Annotated in this window: 17 protein-coding genes and 3 tRNA genes; 14 read left to right on the top strand and 6 right to left on the bottom strand. The window is 63.5% G+C overall.

What is annotated here, in order from left to right:
- Nucleotides 1-30 precede the first annotated feature (30 nt).
- A complete protein-coding gene (locus tag RCH14_RS07775; RefSeq protein ID WP_343025570.1) occupies nt 31-1,794 on the top strand; it encodes a M14 family metallopeptidase in 1,764 nt (587 codons plus the stop codon).
- 85 nt (nt 1,795-1,879) lie between these two features.
- Nucleotides 1,880-2,530 (top strand): Vat family streptogramin A O-acetyltransferase, encoded by a 651-nt coding sequence (locus RCH14_RS07770; protein ID WP_343025569.1) that lies wholly within the window; start codon nt 1,880-1,882, stop codon nt 2,528-2,530.
- 49 nt (nt 2,531-2,579) lie between these two features.
- Here RCH14_RS07770 and RCH14_RS07765 read toward each other — a convergent pair whose 3' ends face one another.
- Both RCH14_RS07765 and RCH14_RS07760 read right to left on the bottom strand, forming a co-directional pair.
- Nucleotides 2,580-3,062 carry a phosphoglycerate mutase family protein gene (locus RCH14_RS07765; protein ID WP_343025568.1) on the bottom strand — a complete coding sequence of 161 codons (483 nt, stop codon included), beginning with the start codon at nt 3,060-3,062 and terminating at the stop codon, nt 2,580-2,582.
- Between the two features lie 90 nt (nt 3,063-3,152).
- A complete protein-coding gene (locus tag RCH14_RS07760) occupies nt 3,153-4,217 on the bottom strand; it encodes a GlxA family transcriptional regulator (protein WP_407070062.1) in 1,065 nt (354 codons plus the stop codon).
- Between the two features lie 102 nt (nt 4,218-4,319).
- On the opposite strand from RCH14_RS07760, the gene RCH14_RS07755 reads away from it, so the two are divergent.
- A complete protein-coding gene (locus RCH14_RS07755; protein ID WP_343025567.1) occupies nt 4,320-5,426 on the top strand; it encodes an S-(hydroxymethyl)glutathione dehydrogenase/class III alcohol dehydrogenase in 1,107 nt (368 codons plus the stop codon).
- 19 nt (nt 5,427-5,445) lie between these two features.
- Here RCH14_RS07755 and RCH14_RS07750 read toward each other — a convergent pair whose 3' ends face one another.
- Entirely contained in the window at nt 5,446-6,309 is an 864-nt protein-coding gene (locus tag RCH14_RS07750; protein ID WP_343025566.1) for a LysR family transcriptional regulator, read from the bottom strand.
- 122 nt (nt 6,310-6,431) lie between these two features.
- Between RCH14_RS07750 and RCH14_RS07745 the strand changes: the two genes are divergently transcribed.
- The 3 genes from RCH14_RS07745 to RCH14_RS07735 all read left to right on the top strand — a co-directional run bounded on the left by RCH14_RS07745 (nt 6,432) and on the right by RCH14_RS07735 (nt 8,650).
- The gene (locus tag RCH14_RS07745; protein ID WP_343025565.1) at nt 6,432-7,214 is read left to right on the top strand and encodes a class III extradiol ring-cleavage dioxygenase; all 783 of its coding nucleotides are present in this window, start codon (nt 6,432-6,434) and stop codon (nt 7,212-7,214) included.
- Nucleotides 7,215-7,249: 35 nt separating this feature from the next.
- Nucleotides 7,250-7,678: a DoxX family protein gene (locus tag RCH14_RS07740; protein ID WP_343025564.1), complete on the top strand. Its 429-nt coding sequence runs from the start codon at nt 7,250-7,252 to the stop codon at nt 7,676-7,678.
- A gap of 126 nt (nt 7,679-7,804) precedes the next feature.
- Nucleotides 7,805-8,650: a transposase gene (locus RCH14_RS07735; protein WP_343025563.1), complete on the top strand. Its 846-nt coding sequence runs from the start codon at nt 7,805-7,807 to the stop codon at nt 8,648-8,650.
- Nucleotides 8,651-8,696: 46 nt separating this feature from the next.
- On the opposite strand, the gene ttcA is transcribed toward RCH14_RS07735, so the two are convergent.
- From ttcA to RCH14_RS07720, 3 genes are read right to left on the bottom strand one after another with little or no spacing between them, the layout of a single operon-like run.
- Complete coding sequence (gene ttcA, locus RCH14_RS07730; protein ID WP_343025562.1) at nt 8,697-9,650, bottom strand: tRNA 2-thiocytidine(32) synthetase TtcA; 954 nt, start codon at nt 9,648-9,650, stop codon at nt 8,697-8,699.
- Complete coding sequence (locus RCH14_RS07725) at nt 9,647-10,045, bottom strand: dihydroneopterin aldolase (protein WP_343025561.1); 399 nt, start codon at nt 10,043-10,045, stop codon at nt 9,647-9,649. The genes ttcA and RCH14_RS07725 overlap by 4 nt, the downstream gene beginning before the upstream one ends.
- Nucleotides 10,046-10,047: 2 nt before the next feature.
- Complete coding sequence (locus tag RCH14_RS07720; RefSeq protein WP_343025560.1) at nt 10,048-10,881, bottom strand: SDR family oxidoreductase; 834 nt, start codon at nt 10,879-10,881, stop codon at nt 10,048-10,050.
- A 69-nt stretch (nt 10,882-10,950) separates the two neighbouring features.
- Between RCH14_RS07720 and RCH14_RS07715 the strand changes: the two genes are divergently transcribed.
- The 8 genes from RCH14_RS07715 to RCH14_RS07680 all read left to right on the top strand — a co-directional run.
- Nucleotides 10,951-12,099, top strand: coding sequence for an SAM-dependent methyltransferase (locus RCH14_RS07715; protein ID WP_343025559.1), 1,149 nt, complete (start codon nt 10,951-10,953; stop codon nt 12,097-12,099).
- A gap of 133 nt (nt 12,100-12,232) precedes the next feature.
- Nucleotides 12,233-13,186, top strand: a complete 954-nt coding sequence (locus RCH14_RS07710) for a J domain-containing protein (protein WP_343025558.1) — start codon at nt 12,233-12,235, stop codon at nt 13,184-13,186.
- Between the two features lie 146 nt (nt 13,187-13,332).
- Nucleotides 13,333-14,985 (top strand): response regulator, encoded by a 1,653-nt coding sequence (locus RCH14_RS07705; RefSeq protein WP_343025557.1) that lies wholly within the window; start codon nt 13,333-13,335, stop codon nt 14,983-14,985.
- A gap of 2 nt (nt 14,986-14,987) precedes the next feature.
- Nucleotides 14,988-16,529: an HDOD domain-containing protein gene (locus RCH14_RS07700; RefSeq protein WP_343025556.1), complete on the top strand. Its 1,542-nt coding sequence runs from the start codon at nt 14,988-14,990 to the stop codon at nt 16,527-16,529.
- A 168-nt stretch (nt 16,530-16,697) separates the two neighbouring features.
- Nucleotides 16,698-16,782: transfer RNA gene (locus RCH14_RS07695), tRNA-Tyr, on the top strand.
- A gap of 36 nt (nt 16,783-16,818) precedes the next feature.
- Nucleotides 16,819-16,892: transfer RNA gene (locus RCH14_RS07690), tRNA-Gly, on the top strand.
- A gap of 39 nt (nt 16,893-16,931) precedes the next feature.
- Nucleotides 16,932-17,006, top strand: a tRNA-Thr gene (locus RCH14_RS07685).
- Nucleotides 17,007-17,092: 86 nt separating this feature from the next.
- Nucleotides 17,093-17,556, top strand: a 464-nt coding sequence (locus RCH14_RS07680; protein ID WP_290420889.1) for a GTP-binding protein, incomplete at its 3' end; no start/stop codon positions are given.

Here is a 17,556-nt window from a genome sequence, read left to right as displayed (position 1 = left end):
GGCTTCCCTGTCACCTGCCGGAGCTTCTCGATGATTCGTTCTGCGTTACTGCTGGCCCTGCTGTCCGCATTCCCCCTGGCGCACGCCGCTACCCCCGATCTGACGACGATCTCGGAACGCTCCGGCTTCCAGGCCACCGGCCGCTACGATGAAACGATCGCACTGTGCGCCGCGTTTGCGCAGGCGTATCCAAAGCAGGTGCAGTGCATCGATTTCGGCATCACGCCGGAAGGCCGCCCGATGAAGGCGCTGGTGGCCAACAATAACGGCGTGTTCACGCCCGCGGCCGCCAAAAAGGCGGGCTTGCCCGTCACGCTGATCCAGGGCGGCATTCACGCCGGCGAGATCGACGGCAAGGATGCGGGTTTCCTGGCGCTGCGCGAAATCCTCGAAGGGCGCGCGGGCAAGGGCGCGCTCGACAAGCAGGTGCTGCTGTTCGTGCCGGTATTTAACGTCGACGGGCACGAGCGCTTCGGCAAATGGAACCGTCCGAACCAGCGCGGCCCGGTGGAAATGGGCTGGCGCACCACCGCCCAGAACCTGAACCTGAACCGCGACTACCTGAAGGCCGATGCGCCGGAAATGCAGGCGATGCTGGGCCTCGTCAACGCCTGGGATCCGCTGACCTATGTCGACCTGCACGCAACCAATGGCGCGAAGTTCCAGCACGATATCTCGATCCAGGTCGAGCCGGTGTATTCGGGCGACCCCGAGTTCCGCAAGGCCGGCCTGGCCTTGCGCAGCAACGTCATCAAGGACATCGCGAAAGAAGGCTCGACGCCGCAGTCGTACTACATGTCGTTCGTGAAGCAGGACGATCCGATGTCGGGCTTCGAGGACGGCGTGTCGGACCCGCGTTTTTCGACCGGCTATTTCCAGCTGCGTAACCGCATGGCGATGCTGGTGGAAACGCACTCGTGGAAAGAATACCCGGTGCGTGTGCGCATCACCCGCAACACCGTGGTGTCGGTGCTGAACCAGATCGCAAAGAACGGTGCGGACTGGCAAAAAGCGGCCTATGCGGCCGACGCGCGCGCAGCAAAACTGGGCAACAAGAAGGTGGCGCTGAACTACCGCACCACCGACAAGTCGGAGATGGTCAATTTCAACGGCTACGAATACACGCGCAAGCCATCGGAGATTTCGGGCGGCCTGATGACGCGCTACGATGAAACGAAGCCGCAAGTGTGGCGCGTGCCGCTGCGTGAGCAGGTCGTGGCCGATGTGGAAGTCACCGCGCCGGGCGCCGGCTACATCGTGCCGGCTGCGCAGGCGGCCATTGTCGGCGAAAAACTGCGCCAGCATGGCGTGGTATTCCGCAAGCTGGATCAGGGCGTGGCGCGCGCCAACGTCGAGACCTTCCGCGCCGACAAGGCGACGCTCGACGCTGCCTCGGTCGAAGGGCACCAGCGCCTGACGGTCACCGGCAAGTGGATGGCTGAACCACGCGCAGTGACGGCCGGTTCGCTGTTCGTGCCGATCGCGCAGCCGAAGGCGCGGCTGGTGGTGGCGATGTTCGAGCCGCAGGCGCCCGATTCGCTGCTGGCCTGGGGCACGTTCAACACGGCCTTCGAGCGCAAGGAATACATGGAAGACTACGTGGCCGAAGACGTGGCGCGCGAGCAGATGGCGGCCGACTCGAAAGTGGCGGCGGAATTTGCCGAGCGCCTGGCGTCGGACCCAGAGTTTGCCAAGAACCCGCAGGCGCGCCTGGCGTTCTTCGCCAAGCGGCATTCGTCGTATGACGAGCGCTTGAATCTGTATCCGGTGCTGCGCACGGATACGGCGCTGTAACCAGGGCTGTCATGGCCGAACGACAGGTCGGCCATGACGAGCCTCCCAGCAGCGACGACCTGAAGCAGCGTATTGGAGAACACGAATGCATGGCCCAAGTCCTGACACGATTTACCCGATGGAAGGTTTTCCGCAAATCTGCTTTCTGAAAAATGTCATCACACGGCCAAACATTGAAGTGGGTGATTTCACCTACTACGACGATCCGGATGGTGTCGACAACTTCGAAAAAAACGTGCTGTATCACTTTCCTTTTATCGGGGATCGGCTAAGAATCGGTAAGTTTTGTGCGATTGCACGGGGCGTCAAATTCATCATGAATGGTGCCAATCACCAAATGGGTGGTATCTCGACCTACCCGTTCTTTATCTTCGGTAACGGATGGGACGTTGCGCGACCAAGGTCAGACGAGCTGCCGTACAAAGGCGATACCGTCATTGGCAACGATGTGTGGATTGGCTACGATGCGCTGATCATGCCAGGCGTGACGATCGGCGACGGCGCGATCATTGCAGCGCGCTCTGTGGTAACAGCCGATGTCGCGCCCTATACGATCGTCGGTGGCAATCCGGCACAGATGGTGCGACCACGATTCGACGCGCAGAGCGTACGCAGACTGCAATCAGTCGCCTGGTGGGATCGTCCGATGGACTGGATCAGCCAGCATCTTGACCAGATTCGCGGGGGAGACGTCGATGCGCTTGAGCACGCGGCAAAAATTGATTTCTTGCGGTAAATGCGTTCATACGCGTCATCGCATCGTCTGCTCGCGCCATGCACCGGCGTTACGGTGTCTCCGGCAACGACGTCAACAACACTGTCGTTATTTTTCCATCTGCACCATTGATCAGCTGATACAGCCGGTCATACTCGTTGTCCCCGATGTCCGTCCCTGGCGCACCGCCGAACAGGCGCACCAGTTCCGGTAGCGTATTGGAGTGGCCTACCACCAATACCGCACCTTGCAGCGCCTTGACCCTGGCGACCAGCGCCTCCGGCTTGCCCGCATCGTATTGCTGCACGGGCAGGCTGAGCGACGTCGAGAGCGGCTGCGCGGTTTCCCGCGTGCGGACGGTAGCGCTGCTGAAGATGGCCTTGATGCCCGCGCGGTGCAGCATCGCGGCAATATTCTGCGCGCGCTGGCGGCCTTGCGGCGTGAGCGATGGGTCGTTGCCGTTGCTGGCTTTTTCGCCGTGGCGCACCAGGTAGATCATGTCGGGTTGGGCCATGGCGGCGCCGGGCGCGAGCAGGGCAACGGCCAGTGCCATTCGACCCAACAGTTGCAAGGGTCGTGTCAGGGAAAGTTGCATCGCAGTCTCTCAGCATGGTGTGGATAAAAGCAGCGTAGCACGGGGCTGTCAGTCGCCGTGTGCGTTGGCCATGCGTGCGGCCGCGACACCCGTCGTGGCGAAGCGTTCGCGATACACTTTCGGCGCAATCCCCAGCTTTTTCAGGAACACCCGGCGCATGTGCGCTTCGTCGCTGAAGCAGGCGCGCGCCGCGACCGTCTTCAGCGGCAGCGCCACGTCGGCCAGCAACTGCGTGGCGCGCTCGAAGCGGCAGGTTTCGATGAATTCCTGGGTGCTCATGCCCACCTCTTGCTGGAACACGCGGGCGAAATGGCGCTCGCTCATCATCGCCTTGTGCGCCAGCTGGGCGACCGACAGGCGCTCGTGCAGGTTATCCAGGATCCAGCTTTGCAGCTCGCGGATATTCGGCTTGGCCGTGCGCTCGCTGAGCAGATGCGCGCTGAACTGCGACTGGCCGCCAGGACGCTTCAGGTAGACGACCATCTCGGTGGCCACGTCCAGCGCCAGCGCGCGCCCGAAGTCCTGTTCCACCAGTGCGAGGGCCAGGTCCATGCCGGCCGTGACGCCGGCCGAGGTCCAGACATTGCCGGAGCGGATGAAGATGGCGTCGGCATCGATGTCGATGGCGGGGAAATCAGCTTGCAGGCGAGCGGCCACGCCCCAGTGCGTGGTGGCGCGTTTGCCGTCGAGGGCGCCAGCGGCGGCCAGGAAGAAGGCGCCCGAGCACAGGGCGCTGAGGCGCTCGAGGCGCGGGGTGGCGTCGCGGATCCAGTCGATCAGGGCGGCGCTTTCGACCAGCGCAGCCTGGATGTGGCGCGCACCCACCACCATTGCGGTGTGGGGCAGGGCCAGCATGTTGACCACCTTCGTGGCCTCGAGCGACATCAGGGTGTCCGAGCGGATCGGCCCGGTCTTGAAGGACGCCACGCGCACATCGTAGCCGGCCGCCTTGCCTTGCCGCGCCAGGTGCAGATTGGCGTATTCGAACACCGACATGGGGCCGATCGCTTCCATCGCCTTGAAGCCGGGGTAGACGACGATGTCGACGGTGATGGTGTCCGGAGGTGGCGCAGATGGCATCGGCAGGGCAGTCAGTGGCGAAGATCCGGTCATTATTGCACCAAATCCTGCCATTTCCGGCCCGGCGGCATCGGTGGCCGCACCCGCGCCGACACAATGGCCGCCTTCCATTTTACTTAGCCAGAGACCATCACCATGAAAACCAAAGCAGCCATTGCCTGGCGCGCCGGCGCGCCATTGACGATCGAAGAAGTCGATCTGGATGGCCCGCGCGAGGGCGAAGTATTGATTGAACTGAAAGCGACCGGCATTTGTCATACCGATTACTACACGCTGTCGGGCGCCGATCCGGAAGGCCTGTTCCCGGCGATCCTGGGCCATGAAGGCGCGGGCATCGTGGTCGATGTGGGCCCTGGCGTGACGACCTTGAGAAAGGATGATCACGTCATTCCGCTGTACACGCCCGAATGCCGCCAGTGCAAATTCTGTCTGTCGCAAAAGACCAACCTGTGCCAGGCGATCCGCAGCACGCAGGGCCGCGGCCTGATGCCCGACGCGACCAGCCGCTTTTCGCTCGATGGCAAGCCGCTGTTTCACTACATGGGCACGTCGACCTTCTCGAACTACATCGTGGTGCCGGAAATCGCGCTGGCGAAAATCCGTCAAGATGCCCCGTTCGACAAGGTCTGCTACATCGGTTGCGGCGTGACGACCGGCGTGGGCGCGGTGCTGTTTTCGGCCAAGGTCGAAGCGGGCGCCAACGTGGTCGTGTTTGGCCTGGGCGGGATCGGTCTGAACGTGATCCAGGCCGCGAAAATGGTGGGCGCCGACAAGATCATCGGTGTCGACATCAATCCGGCGCGTCAGGCCATGGCGCGCAAGTTCGGCATGACCCATTTCGTCAATCCGAAAGAAGTCGAGAATGTCGTCGATGCGATCGTGCAGATCACCGATGGCGGCGCCGACTACAGTTTCGAGTGTGTCGGCAACGTCAACACGATGCGCCAGGCGCTCGAGTGCACGCACAAGGGCTGGGGCAAATCGTTCATCATCGGCGTGGCGGCCGCTGGCGAAGAAATCGCGACCCGGCCATTCCAGCTGGTGACGGGCCGCGAGTGGCGCGGTTCGGCCTTCGGCGGCGCACGGGGCCGCACCGATGTGCCGAAGATCGTCGACTGGTATATGGAAGGCAAACTCAATATCGACGACCTGATCACGCACCGGCTGCCGCTCGAGCGCATCAATGAAGGGTTCGACCTGATGAAAAGCGGCGAGTCGATCCGCTCGGTGGTGCTGTACTGATGCCGCTGGCCGCGACCGTTCAGGCCAGCGCGGCCACGATGAAGTCGACGAAGGTACGCACCTTGGCCGACAGGTGCTTGCGGCTCGGATAGAGCGCATGGATGCCCAGCTCGGCTGACTGCCAGCCGGGTAGCACCTGCACCAGCCGCCCGGCAGCCAGATCCTCGCCCACGATGAAATGCGGCTGGAAGACGATGCCGGCGCCGGCGACGGCCGCCAGGCGGATCATGTCGCCATTGTCGGCCTTCATCGGGCCATGTACCGGCACGGTGAGGTGTTCGCCAGCGGACTCCAGGCGCCAGTCGGCGCCGCCCCCGCTCAATGAGTAGCTCAGGCATGTATGCCGGCCCAGGTCGTGCGGCGTCTGCGGCGTGCCGTGCGCGGCCAGGTAGCCGGGCGAGGCGCACACGATGCTGCGCGCGACGCCGAGCTTGCGCGCGATCAGATCCGATTGGGGCAGGGCGCCGATCCGGATCGCCACATCAAAGCCTTCCTCGATCAGGTCGACCTTGCGGTCCGACAGCGCAATATCGAGCTGCACCTGCGGGTAGGCCTGGGTATAGGCGCCGATGATGCTGCCCAGGCGATGCTGGGCATAGGACAGCGGAATCGTCACGCGCAGCACGCCGCGTGGCATCGTCGTCATCTGGCCGGCAATCTGTTCGGCCTCGTTCACGTCCCCCAGGATCTGCACGCTGCGCTCGTGGAAGGCACGGCCGGTTTCGGTCAGGCTCAGGCGCCGGGTGGTGCGGTTCAGCAGGCGCGTGCCCAGGTGTTCTTCGAGCTTTTGCACCTGCTTGGACACCATGGCACGTGACACGGCCAGCCTGGTCGCCGCAGCAGCGAAGCTGCCGCTATCGACCACGGCAACGTAGGTTTTCATCGAGCCGAGCAAGTCCATTGGGCGAGATTGTCAATCAAATGGAAATAGTTTAACCACCCTTACCTGCTTTATCAACGAAAGAGACATGGGTAACATGGACGCATCAATTAACGAGGTGCACCATGAACTTGCCTACTCTCTTCGTGTCACATGGATCGCCGATGCTTGCCTTGCAAGACAGTCCGGCACGCCGCTTCCTGCAGGGCCTGGGCCAGACGCTGCCACGGCCGAGCGCGATTGCGGTCGTCTCGGCGCACTGGGAAACCGCCGGCGGCCCGGCCGTCTCGCTGGCAGCCCAGCCAGAAACGATCCACGACTTTGGCGGCTTCCCGCAAGCGCTGTTCGACATGCGCTATCCGGCACCGGGCGCGCCTGCCGCCGCCGAGCGCGCGGCTGCGCTGTTCGAAGCGGCCGGCATCCCGGTCGGCCGCAGTGCGACGCGGGGCCTGGACCATGGCGCCTGGGTTCCGCTCAGCCTGATGTATCCGGCCGCCGATCTGCCGGTCATGCAGATCTCGATCGTGCATGGCGCCGCCCCCGCACTGCATCAGCAACTTGGTTTGGCGCTGCAAGCCTTGCGCCAGGACGGCGTGCTGGTCATCGGTTCGGGATCACTGACGCACAACCTGTATGAAATCCGCGGGCACAGCGCCGATGCGCCGGCGCCAGCCTGGGTCAGCGACTTCGGCACCTGGATGCGCGAGCGGCTGATTGCCAATGACCGCGCCGCCTTGCTGGACTACCGCCAGCTGGCGCCGATGGCCGCGAAAAACCATCCGACTGAAGAACACCTGCTGCCGCTGTTCGTGGCGATGGGCGCTGCCGGGCCCGATGCCAGGGCATCGCTGCTGCACACGAGTGTCGAACATGGCGTGCTGGCCATGGATGCCTACGCGTTCAACTAACGATTTACCTTGTTTTCATTTACGAAAGAACGATCATGCAAACGACTTCTACACAATTGAATACCAACACCAACGACGCCGGCAAACTGGTGCTGCGCGTCGCCCTGGCCACGATGCTGCTGTTCCACGGCGTTGCCAAACTGAGCGGCGGCATCGGCTTCGTGGCCGACATGCTGGCCAAAGCCGGCCTGCCCGCCGTGTTTGGTTACGGGGTATACATCGGCGAAGTCGTGGCACCGCTGCTGATCCTGTTTGGCCTGTTCACCCGTCCTGCCGCGCTGATCGTGGCCATCAACATGATCGTCGCCGTGCTGCTGGCGCACACGAGCCAGTTCTTCACGCTCAACGAGACCGGCGGCTGGGCGCTGGAACTGCAGGGCATGTTCTTCTTTGCGGCAGTGACGGTCGCATTGCTGGGGGCGGGACGTTACAGCATAGGCGGTGTCAACGGCCGCTTGAACTGAATCGCGCTGGTTCCAAAGCCGGGGTCAGGTCTGACATTCGGACACGGCCTCAGCCGTGGTCGAATAGTTTCTCTGAATGCTGAGAAATCTCAGCGCCAGCGATCCCGCATCCACTAGCGTGATCGGATGACACGACCACTCAGACTCGACTTTCCCGGCGCGCTCTACCATGTGACGTCGCGCGGCAACCGGCGTAGCACGATCTATCGCGATGAAGCCGATCGCCGGATTTGGTTAGAGGTTCTTGCAAAGGTGTGTGAACGCCACCACTGCGTCATCCACAGCTTTTGCCAGATGACCAATCACTACCATCTGCTGATCGAAACGGCTGAAGCAAATCTTCCGCAATGCATGCGTCAACTCAACGGCTTGTATTCGCAGCACGTCAATCGACGGCATCATCTTGTCGGTCACTTGTTTCAAGGGCGCTACAAGGCGATTCTGGTGCAAAAGGAAAGTTATCTTCTGGAAGTGTGCCGGTACATCGTGTTGAACCCATTACGTGCACATGTCGTCGAAGCACTGGAGAAATGGCGATGGAGCAGTCATCGTTATTTTGTCGGGGATGAAACGCCGCCTGCATGGTTGGCGCGCGATTGGCTCCTGGCGCGGTTCGGTGACACACGCGCCAGCGCCATTGAGGCATATCAGGCGTTTGTACTGGCGGGTGTCGGGCAAGCGAACCCGCTGAACGCCACCCGCCATCAAATCCTTCTGGGGGATGAAGTTTTCGTATCCGAGCACCAGCAGATGCAGCGATCTGAAGCGCTCAAGGAAACCAAGCGGGCGGCGCGGCGCGCAGTTGCGCTTCCCTTGGTCGACTACCAAGGCAAATATCCCGACAGGGCTGAGGCAATGGCGCGCGCCTACCGATCGACCGCCTACACCATGCCGCAGATTGCGATCTCCTTTGGCGTCTCGACCAAAACGGTCAGCCGCGCGGTTGCTGCTTTTGAGAAAGCGAATACCTAATGTTGAGGTCGTGTCCGAATGTCAGACCTGACCCCGGCTTTGAAGATCAGAGCTGCGCTAGCGAAATTGTGCCCGCGACCGGCGTCGAACATGGCTCTTCATCAAACGCGATATCCCCTAGCGGATTGGCCACGCCATCCGTCTTCAGATCCGCGAAGCCGAACAGGTTACGGTCCATCAAATGCGACGGCACCACGGTCGACAGCGACGAGAAAATGCTTTCCACGCGCCCCGGATGCTTCTTTTCCCACTCGCGCAGCATGTTCTTGATCTGCTTGCGCTGCAGGTTTTCCTGCGAGCCGCACAGGTCGCACGGGATGATCGGGAAGCCTTTTACCACCGCATAGCGCTCGGTGTCAGCCTCTTTCACATACGCCATCGGGCGAATCACCATGTGCTTGCCATCGTCCGACACCAGCTTGGCCGGCATGCCTTTCAGCTTCCCGCCGAAGAACATGTTCAGGAAGAAGGTTTCCAGGATGTCGTCGCGGTGGTGGCCCAGCGCGATCTTGTTGCAGCCCAGCTCATCGGCAACGCGGTACAGGATGCCGCGCCGCAGGCGCGAGCACAGCGAGCAGGTGGTCTTGCCTTCCGGGATCAGGCGCTTGACGATGCTGTAGGTGTCCTGGTTTTCGATGTGGTAATCCACGCCGAGCTTGTCCAGGTAGGCCGGCAGGATGTCAGCCGGGAAGTTCGGCTGCTTCTGGTCGAGGTTGACCGCGACGATGTCGAAGTGGATCGGCGCGCGCTCGCGCAGCGTCAGGAGGATGTCCAGCAGCGCGTAGCTGTCCTTGCCGCCCGACAGGCACACCATCACCTTGTCGCCGTCTTCGATCATGTTGAAGTCGCCGATGGCCTGGCCGACCTGGCGGCACAGGCGCTTGTGCAGCTTGTGGTTTTCGTGGGCGATCTTTTCCTGCTTTTTGGCGTCGATCACGGGGGCGGCCTCGCCCAGCGGGAAATCCGCCTCGGTCAGGCGCTCGATAACGGTTTCGTTCATGCTTCGTCCTTGATACGGAATACTTCGACGCCGACGCCTTCGCAATCGGCATACACGTCGGGTTTCATCGTCGACACGCCCGCCGCGCGCACGCGCGGATGGGCCAGCATGGCCTGGACCATGTCGTCGCACAGTGTCTCTTGCAGGTGGATATGGCCCTTGGAAATGCGCTGGGCCACCGTCTCGCGCATGAAGTCGTAGTCGACCACTTCAGACAATTGATCGGCTTTCGGCGTCGACGTCTCGAGCGGAATGTACAGCTCAACATTGATCAGCACACGTTGCTCGCCCTTCTTTTCGAAATCGTGCACGCCGATATTGATCATCACTTCGTAATTGCGCAGGAACAGCCGGCGGCAATTGCGCAAGCTCGGGTGGGACAGGGCGGACAACATGGTTAAGCCTTTTGGATAGATGATTCGGTGCTGCGGTTGTTGGGGTCGTCGCTACGCGGTTCGGTCAGGAACATGACGTCGCGCGTCGATGGCGTCAGGTGCTGGCCGCCATCGACCAGCAGGGTCGTGCCCGTCAGCGCGCGGGCGCTGGCGGCGTAGACGACCGCGTCGGCAATGTCTTGTGGCGTCGAGGAGCGCCCCAGCGGCGTGGCGCGGTGCGCCTGCGCAAAACCGTCCTCGCTCTGCTCGCCCGAGACCAGTGTGATGCCGGGCGCCACGCCCACCACGCGCACGGTCGGCGCCAGCGCTTGCGCCAGCATCGTCGTGGCCGCGTGCAGCGCTGCCTTGGACAAGGTGTACGACAGAAAATCCGGGTTGAGATTGTACAGTTTCTGGTCGAGCAGGTTGATGACCACGGCTTGCTCGCCTGGCGGCGTGGCCGCATGCAGCGCCTGCGCCAGCAGCAATGGCGCTGCGACATTCGCCGCCATATGCGCGTTCAACAGCGCTGGCGAAAAGTCGGTGGCGCTGTCGTATTCGAACAACGACGCGTTGTTCACGATGCATGTCAACGTGCCGAGCGCGTCGATGGCGCGGCCCGCCAGCAGCCGCACGGCGGCATCGTCGGCCAGGTCGCATTGCAGCAGCACGGCGCGCCGGCCCATGGCCAGGATGGCGTCGCGGGTGGCGATCGCATCCTGCTCGGAATGGCGGTAGTGCAGCGCAAGATCCCAGCCGGCCCTGGCCAGGCCCAGCGCAATGGCGCGCCCGAGGCGGCGCCCGGCGCCGGTCACCAGCGCAACCCGGGGCAGGGCGGTTGGAACTGTGTCGGTCATGATTGGTGATCCAGCCTGAACATCAGGCAGTAAATTGTTGATAAAAGCGAATCTGGCTACAATGCGGGCATGTCCCTTCCCGCTCCCGACCGCGACGCCCTGGCCGCGTCCCACGCACTGCAACAACTCATCGCTCGTGACATCGAAGACGCCGGTGGGCAGATCGCGTTTTCGCGGTTCATGGAACTGGCGCTGTACGCGCCGCGCCTCGGGTATTACAGCGGCGGCGCCGCCAAGCTCGGCGCCGAGGGCGATTTCATCACCGCGCCCGAGATGACGCCGCTGTTCGGGGCCACCGTGGCGCGCGTGGCAGCCCCTATTATCGCCCAAAGCGCGCCCGACATCATCGAGTTCGGCGCCGGCACCGGCCGCCTGGCGCGTGACGTGCTGACTGCGCTGGCGTGTCAGGGCGTTGCCGTCAACTCGTACACCATCATCGAATTGTCCGGCGAACTGCGCGCGCGCCAGCAGGCCAACCTGGCCGATCTGCCGCAGGTGCGCTGGCAGGACGCGATGCCCGCGCACTTCAGCGGCGTGGTGCTGGCCAATGAAGTGCTCGATGCGATGCCGGTCGAGCTGGTGATCCGCACGCGGGACGGCTGGCGCCGCCAGATGGTCACGATCGAGGACGGCGCGTTTGCCTTTGTCCAGGCGCCGCTCGACGCGGCCCTGCACGAGCAACTGGTGCGCCAGGTGCTAGACCACGAACAGATGATCGAAGGCTATGTCACCGAACTGCATCCGGTCGGCGCCGGCTTCATGGGCTCGCTGGCCGCGATGTTCGCGGGCGGCCGCGGCGCGGCAATCCTGTTCGACTATGGGTTCCCGGCCCACGAGTATTACCTCGACCAGCGCATCGGCGGCACCCTGATGTGCCATTACCGCCACCACGCGCATCCCGATCCGTTCTATCTGCCGGGCCTGCAGGACATCACGGCCCACGTCGATTTCACGGCGATGGCGCTGGCCGCCCAGGATGCCGGCCTGCCGGTGCTGGCCTACATGAGCCAGGCTGCGTTTTTGATCGGCGCCGGGATCGGAGAGTTGTTGCTTGAAAACAACCCTGAAGATGCGCTGCGGTTTCTGCCGCAGTCGCGCGCCGTGCAAAAGCTTGTTTCACCAGCGGAAATGGGCGAATTATTCAAGGTGCTGGTGGTCGGGCAGGCTGTAACATTGCCCGATGCAATCGTCCAGGCCGACCGCAGCCATCGTCTGTGACAATTGTGATATCTTGCACAACGGACACAATTGCGTCTAAGCTGTACGACATTCCAGCGCCAGGGTCCGGCCATCCGCCTGGGCCGAGGACGTAGCATCAATGGCAGGCATCAGCGGGCAGATTTGACACACCATGGCCAAGATTCACACACACTATGACAACCTGAAGGTGTCGCGTCACGCGCCCCAGGAAGTCATTCGTGCTTCGTACAAGGCGCTGAGCCAGAAATACCATCCCGACAAGAACCCGGGCGACGAAAAAGCCGCCCGCATCATGGCGGTCGTCAATTCTGCCTACAACGTCCTGGCCGATCCGGTGCGCCGCAAGGAGCACGACGAGTGGATCGCGTCCGAAGAATGGGAAGTCGAGTGGCTGGAAAGCTCGAATGCCAAGGACGGCCAGCTGCGCAAGGGAGGCGACGCGGGCGACGCCATGCCGGCGCACCGGCCGCGCCGCGCACGCCTGATGCGCGATCCGCGCTGGTGGCTGGGCCTGACCACCTGTTTCGTTGCCGGCGCCGCCGCTGCCGTCCTGCTCATCGGGCAGCCGGGCATGATGCCCGGCACGCTGGCCTGGAGCGGCGTGCAAAAGCCAGTGAGCGTGCTGGCCAGCACGCCGCCGGCACCCGTGCCAGCAGCGACAACGGCGGCGGCCGCAGCCGCAGCCGCCGAGCCCGCGCCTGCGCCCGATATCTGGGCCGGCCGTGGTGCGCCTGTGATTCGCACGCTCGGCATCGCCCAACTGGTGGTGCCCGCGCGCGTACCCGATTGCGGCACCGACCTGCAAACCCTGACGGCGCCAGGCGGCGAACCCTGGCCGGCCGAGTCGGCCTATCTGCCGGGCTACCCGGTCGGTAACGAAGGTGCGGGGCTGCAGGTGACGATCGACAATAGCGCAAACGCCTCGCCGGTGTTCGTCAAGCTGTACGACCTGGAGCGCCGCGCGAATGTGCGCCACGCCTTCGTGCAGCCGCGCGCGACGTTCACGATCGACCGGCTGACGGCAGGCAAGTACGAGGTGCTGTACCAGAACGTCGGCACCGGCGCCACAACGGCCGAGTGCGCCAGCCGCCCACCCGCGCAGTAAGTTGTCGTTTTTTATGCGCCGTGCCTGCCTGCGGAACTGCGCACCATGCCAATTTCATTTAATTCGTTCTGCGCCGTAATATACTGGATCGATACTGCGTGCCCATGCAGCCGCCCCACGCCCAACGCAGGCCAATACGGACCACAATGAACGAACTGGAAGGCCTGACGGCCCTGATCATCGAGCCCCATGCAGGAATGCGCGCCAGCATCCACAGCATGCTCACGCTGTGCGGCCTGACCCGGATCGAGCACGCCAGCACGTCCAACCAGGCGATCAAGCACCTGGGCCTGCGCCAGTTCGACCTCATCCTGTGTGAGTACGACCTCGAAGGCGGCCAGGATGGCCAGCAGTTGCTCGAAGACCTGCGCCACCACAAGCTGATGCGCCTGGCCACGATGTTCTTCATGGTCACCGCAGAAGGCAACCACAGCAAGGTGGTCAGCGCGGCCGAGCTCGCCCCGACCGACTACGTCCTCAAGCCGTTCACCGCCGACCGCCTGCTCGAGCGTATCGGGCGCGCGCTCGACAAGCGCAATGCCTTCCTGCCCGTGTACACGCTGATGGAGGCCGGCGACCAGGTGGAGGCGATTGCCGCCTGCATCGAGGGCCAGCGCCTGCACACGCGCTACGCCATCGACTTCCTGCGCCTGCGCGCCGAGCTGCACATGTTCCTGGGCCAGGCCGAGCTGGCCGAGCCGATTTACCGGCACCTGGTCGAGATCAAGGCGATTGCCTGGGCCCGGCTGGGGCTGGCCAAGACGCTGTTCGTGCGCAAGCGCCTGGCCGAAGCCAAAGAGATTCTCGAAGAGCTGGTCGACACCAACCGCAATTTCGTCGACGCCTTCGACTGGCTGGCGCGCACCCACGCTGCGGCCGGCGAGCTCGACAAGGCGCAGGCCGTGCTCGCCGACGCGGTGGCCGTCTCGCCCCACGCGGTGCGGCGCCTGCGCACGCTGGCTGACATCGCCTTCGATGCGGGCGACATCGACACCGCCGAAAAGTCGCTGCGCCAGGTGGTGGGCAAGGCCAAGTATTCCGAGTTTCGCGATCCCGAAGACCACGTCAAGCTGGTGCGCACCCTGGTGGGCAAGGGCGATCCGGTGGGCGCGGCGGCCGTGGTGCGCGATCTCGACCGCACGATGGGCGGGCGCGCCACGACGGCGCTGTGCAGCGCGGTGGCCTCCGCCCTGGTGCACGAGTACACCGGCAACGAGGTGCGTCTGGGCGAAGCCTTGACCACGGCGGTGGCGGCCTGCCAGGATGCACCGGGCGTGTCGGTCGACATCAAGCTCGAACTGGCGCGCAGCTGCCTCGACCATGACATGGAAGAGGGCGCCTGCTCGGTCGTGCGCGATGTGATGCGCAATGCCGGCGACGAAGCCGTCATGGCGCGCGCGGTGGGCGTGATGGACAGCGCGGGCAAGGGCGAACTGGCGCGCTCGATGGTCAAGGAAAGCCGCCAGCACGTGGTCGACCTGGTCGCCAGCGGCGCTGCACGCGCCAAGAGCGGGGACTACCGGGGCGCGGTCACGCTGATGCTCGAAGCAGCGCACAAGCTGCCGAACAATCCGTCGGTGGCGTTCAATGCCGCGCTGGCCGTGCTGCGCTGCCTTGAGGCCGGTGGCTGGGACGAGCGGCTCGGTGGCCAGGTCCCGACCCTGATCGGCAACGTGCGTAAGCTCGACCCGCTCAATCCCAAGCTGCCGGCGCTGGCAGCGCTGTTCCAGCAAGTGCTCAAGCAGCACGATCAGGGCGGGCGCCAGGGGTTGCGCATCCCGGCGCCCAAGGCGGGCTGACGATGGCCGATCTTCCCCACGGTGCCCATGGCCACGCCACCGCGGGTCGGGTGCGTGACGCGCTGATGCGCAAACTGAGCGGCACCGAGCGCATGTTCAGTCTTGGCGGCACCATGACGCGCGTGATCGGCATGGGTTACAGCGTCGACGAGGGCTCGGCCGACCTCGCGTATTACGTGATGGCCGACGTGGCGCTGACTCAGCGCATCCTGCGCCTGTCGAACACGGTGGCGTACCGCACGCAACTGGGCGCGCCGGTGACGACGATCTCGCGCGCCATTTCTTTGCTCGGCTTTGACAATGTGCGCGCCGCCGCGCTGGCGATGCTGCTGGTCGACGCGCTCGACGTTGCCGAGCACAGCGTGCGGGTCGAACTCCAGGCGGCGCTGTGCGCCAGCCTGGTGGGCCAGGAAATGGCGCACCGCAGCCCCCATCCGGGCGCCGAGGAAGCGGGGATCTGCGCGCTGTTCAAGAACCTGGGGCCGATGCTGCTGGCCAGCCACGAGCCGGAACGCTACCGCGAGATCGCCGCCCTGGTCGCCACCGGCAAGCACACCCACGCGCAAGCCTCGCGCGTGATCCTCGGCTGCACCTTCGAGACCCTGTCCGAGGCCGTGCTGCGCGAATGGCAACTGCCCGAGCTGATCATCAAGGCCCAGGCCTCGCCCCCGCCCATGCCAAGTATGCTCGAGGTCGCGCCAGAGCGCGCCGAGTGGATGCGCCAGGTGGCAGCGTTCAGCCAGGACGTGGCGCGCCTGATGGGGCATCACCATGACCCCGCCAATGCGCCCGACGCCGAGGCGCTGCTGGCGCGCTACGGCGTGGCGCTCGGACTCGACAGGCCCGGGCTGGCAGCGCTGTTCGACACGGTCCAGGAAAGCATGAGCGGCATGCTGCAGAGCATGAACATGGAGCGCGCGCCCAAGACCGACCCCAAAGCCGGCAGCAGCCTGCCGAACGTGCTGGCGCTGGCGATGCTGGACGCGGGCGAGGCCGACGAAGGCGAGTTCTACCCCAGTGGCAAGCCCAAGAATGCACGCGACCTGCTGCTGGCGGGCGTGCAGGATGTCTCCGTGCTGGGCGGGTCTGCCGCGAACGCCAACGACGTCATCATGGCCGTCCTTGAAACGCTGTACGGCGCGCTGGGCTTTCGCTTCGCCACCATCTGCCTGCGCGATGGCCGGACCGGCAAGTTCCGGGCGCGCGCGTCTCTGGGGGAGGGCAAAGCCGAGCTGCAGGATGGCTTTACCTTCCCGTGCGCCTTCACGCGCGACCTGTTTCATCTGGCGCTGGAAAACAATGCCGACATGATGATCCCGGATGCCTTCAGCCCCAAGATCCGCGATCTGCTGCCGGCCTGGTACAAGACGCTGCTGCCGGACGCCGAGAGTTTCATCGTGCTGCCGCTGGTGGTGGGCAAGGCGCAGCTGGGGCTGTTCTACGCCGACCGCATCTTCACGGCACCCGAGGGCGTGCCGCCGGATGAGACGGCGCTGATCAAGGCGTTGAAGGCGCAAGTGCTGGCCGCGCTGGCGCCGGCTTGACGAAGAAGACAAGTTTTTTTCGTGCCGCGCAAAATGACCCTTGCGGCTTTACAGTCCGACCGTTACAATCACGCCCCGAAGCAACGCTGTCAGGCGAAGTAGAAAAACCTTCTACCCAAACCTGATTGACAGTACGTTGAGCTTGCTTCATACTCTGCGGTTCTTCGCGGTGGGGTGGCCGAGTGGTTAAAGGCAGCAGACTGTAAATCTGCCCTCTCTGAGTACGCTGGTTCGAATCCAGCCCCCACCACCAAAAGAAGATCGTGAAGTCGAATTGAAGTTGTACCTCGCGGGTGTAGCTCAATGGTAGAGCAGAAGCCTTCCAAGCTTACGACGAGGGTTCGATTCCCTTCACCCGCTCCAGTGTTTTGCGGTGTGCAAGTTGAACATCGCACCAAATCAGCCCTTGTAGCTCAGTGGTAGAGCACTCCCTTGGTAAGGGAGAGGCCACGTGTTCAATCCACGTCAAGGGCACCAGAATTTTGTACGGCAGTCGCGTTGCACTCGTCCGTCAGGTGTGCCTGGTAATTCTCAAAAATATCGTTAGATCTTAGGAGTCTGAAATGGCAAAAGGTAAATTCGAACGGACCAAGCCGCACGTAAACGTCGGCACCATCGGTCACGTTGACCACGGTAAAACCACGCTGACGGCTGCAATCGCTACCGTCCTGTCGAAGAAATTCGGCGGCGAAGCCAAGGCCTACGACCAGATCGACGCGGCACCAGAAGAAAAAGCACGCGGCATCACCATCAACACCGCGCACGTCGAGTACGAGACCGAAAACCGTCACTACGCTCACGTTGACTGCCCAGGCCACGCCGACTACATCAAGAACATGATTACCGGTGCTGCGCAGATGGACGGCGCGATCCTGGTGTGCTCGGCTGCTGACGGCCCAATGCCACAGACCCGCGAGCACATCCTGCTGGCCCGTCAAGTTGGCGTTCCGTACATCATCGTGTTCCTGAACAAGTGCGACCTGGTCGACGACGCAGAACTGCTGGAACTGGTCGAAATGGAAGTTCG

The organism is Massilia sp. MP_M2, from assembly GCF_039123635.1.
Taxonomy (GTDB): Bacteria; Pseudomonadota; Gammaproteobacteria; order Burkholderiales; family Burkholderiaceae_D; genus Telluria.
Note: the sequence above shows the minus strand (reverse complement) of the source record. Positions and strands in the feature narration are given on the sequence as shown.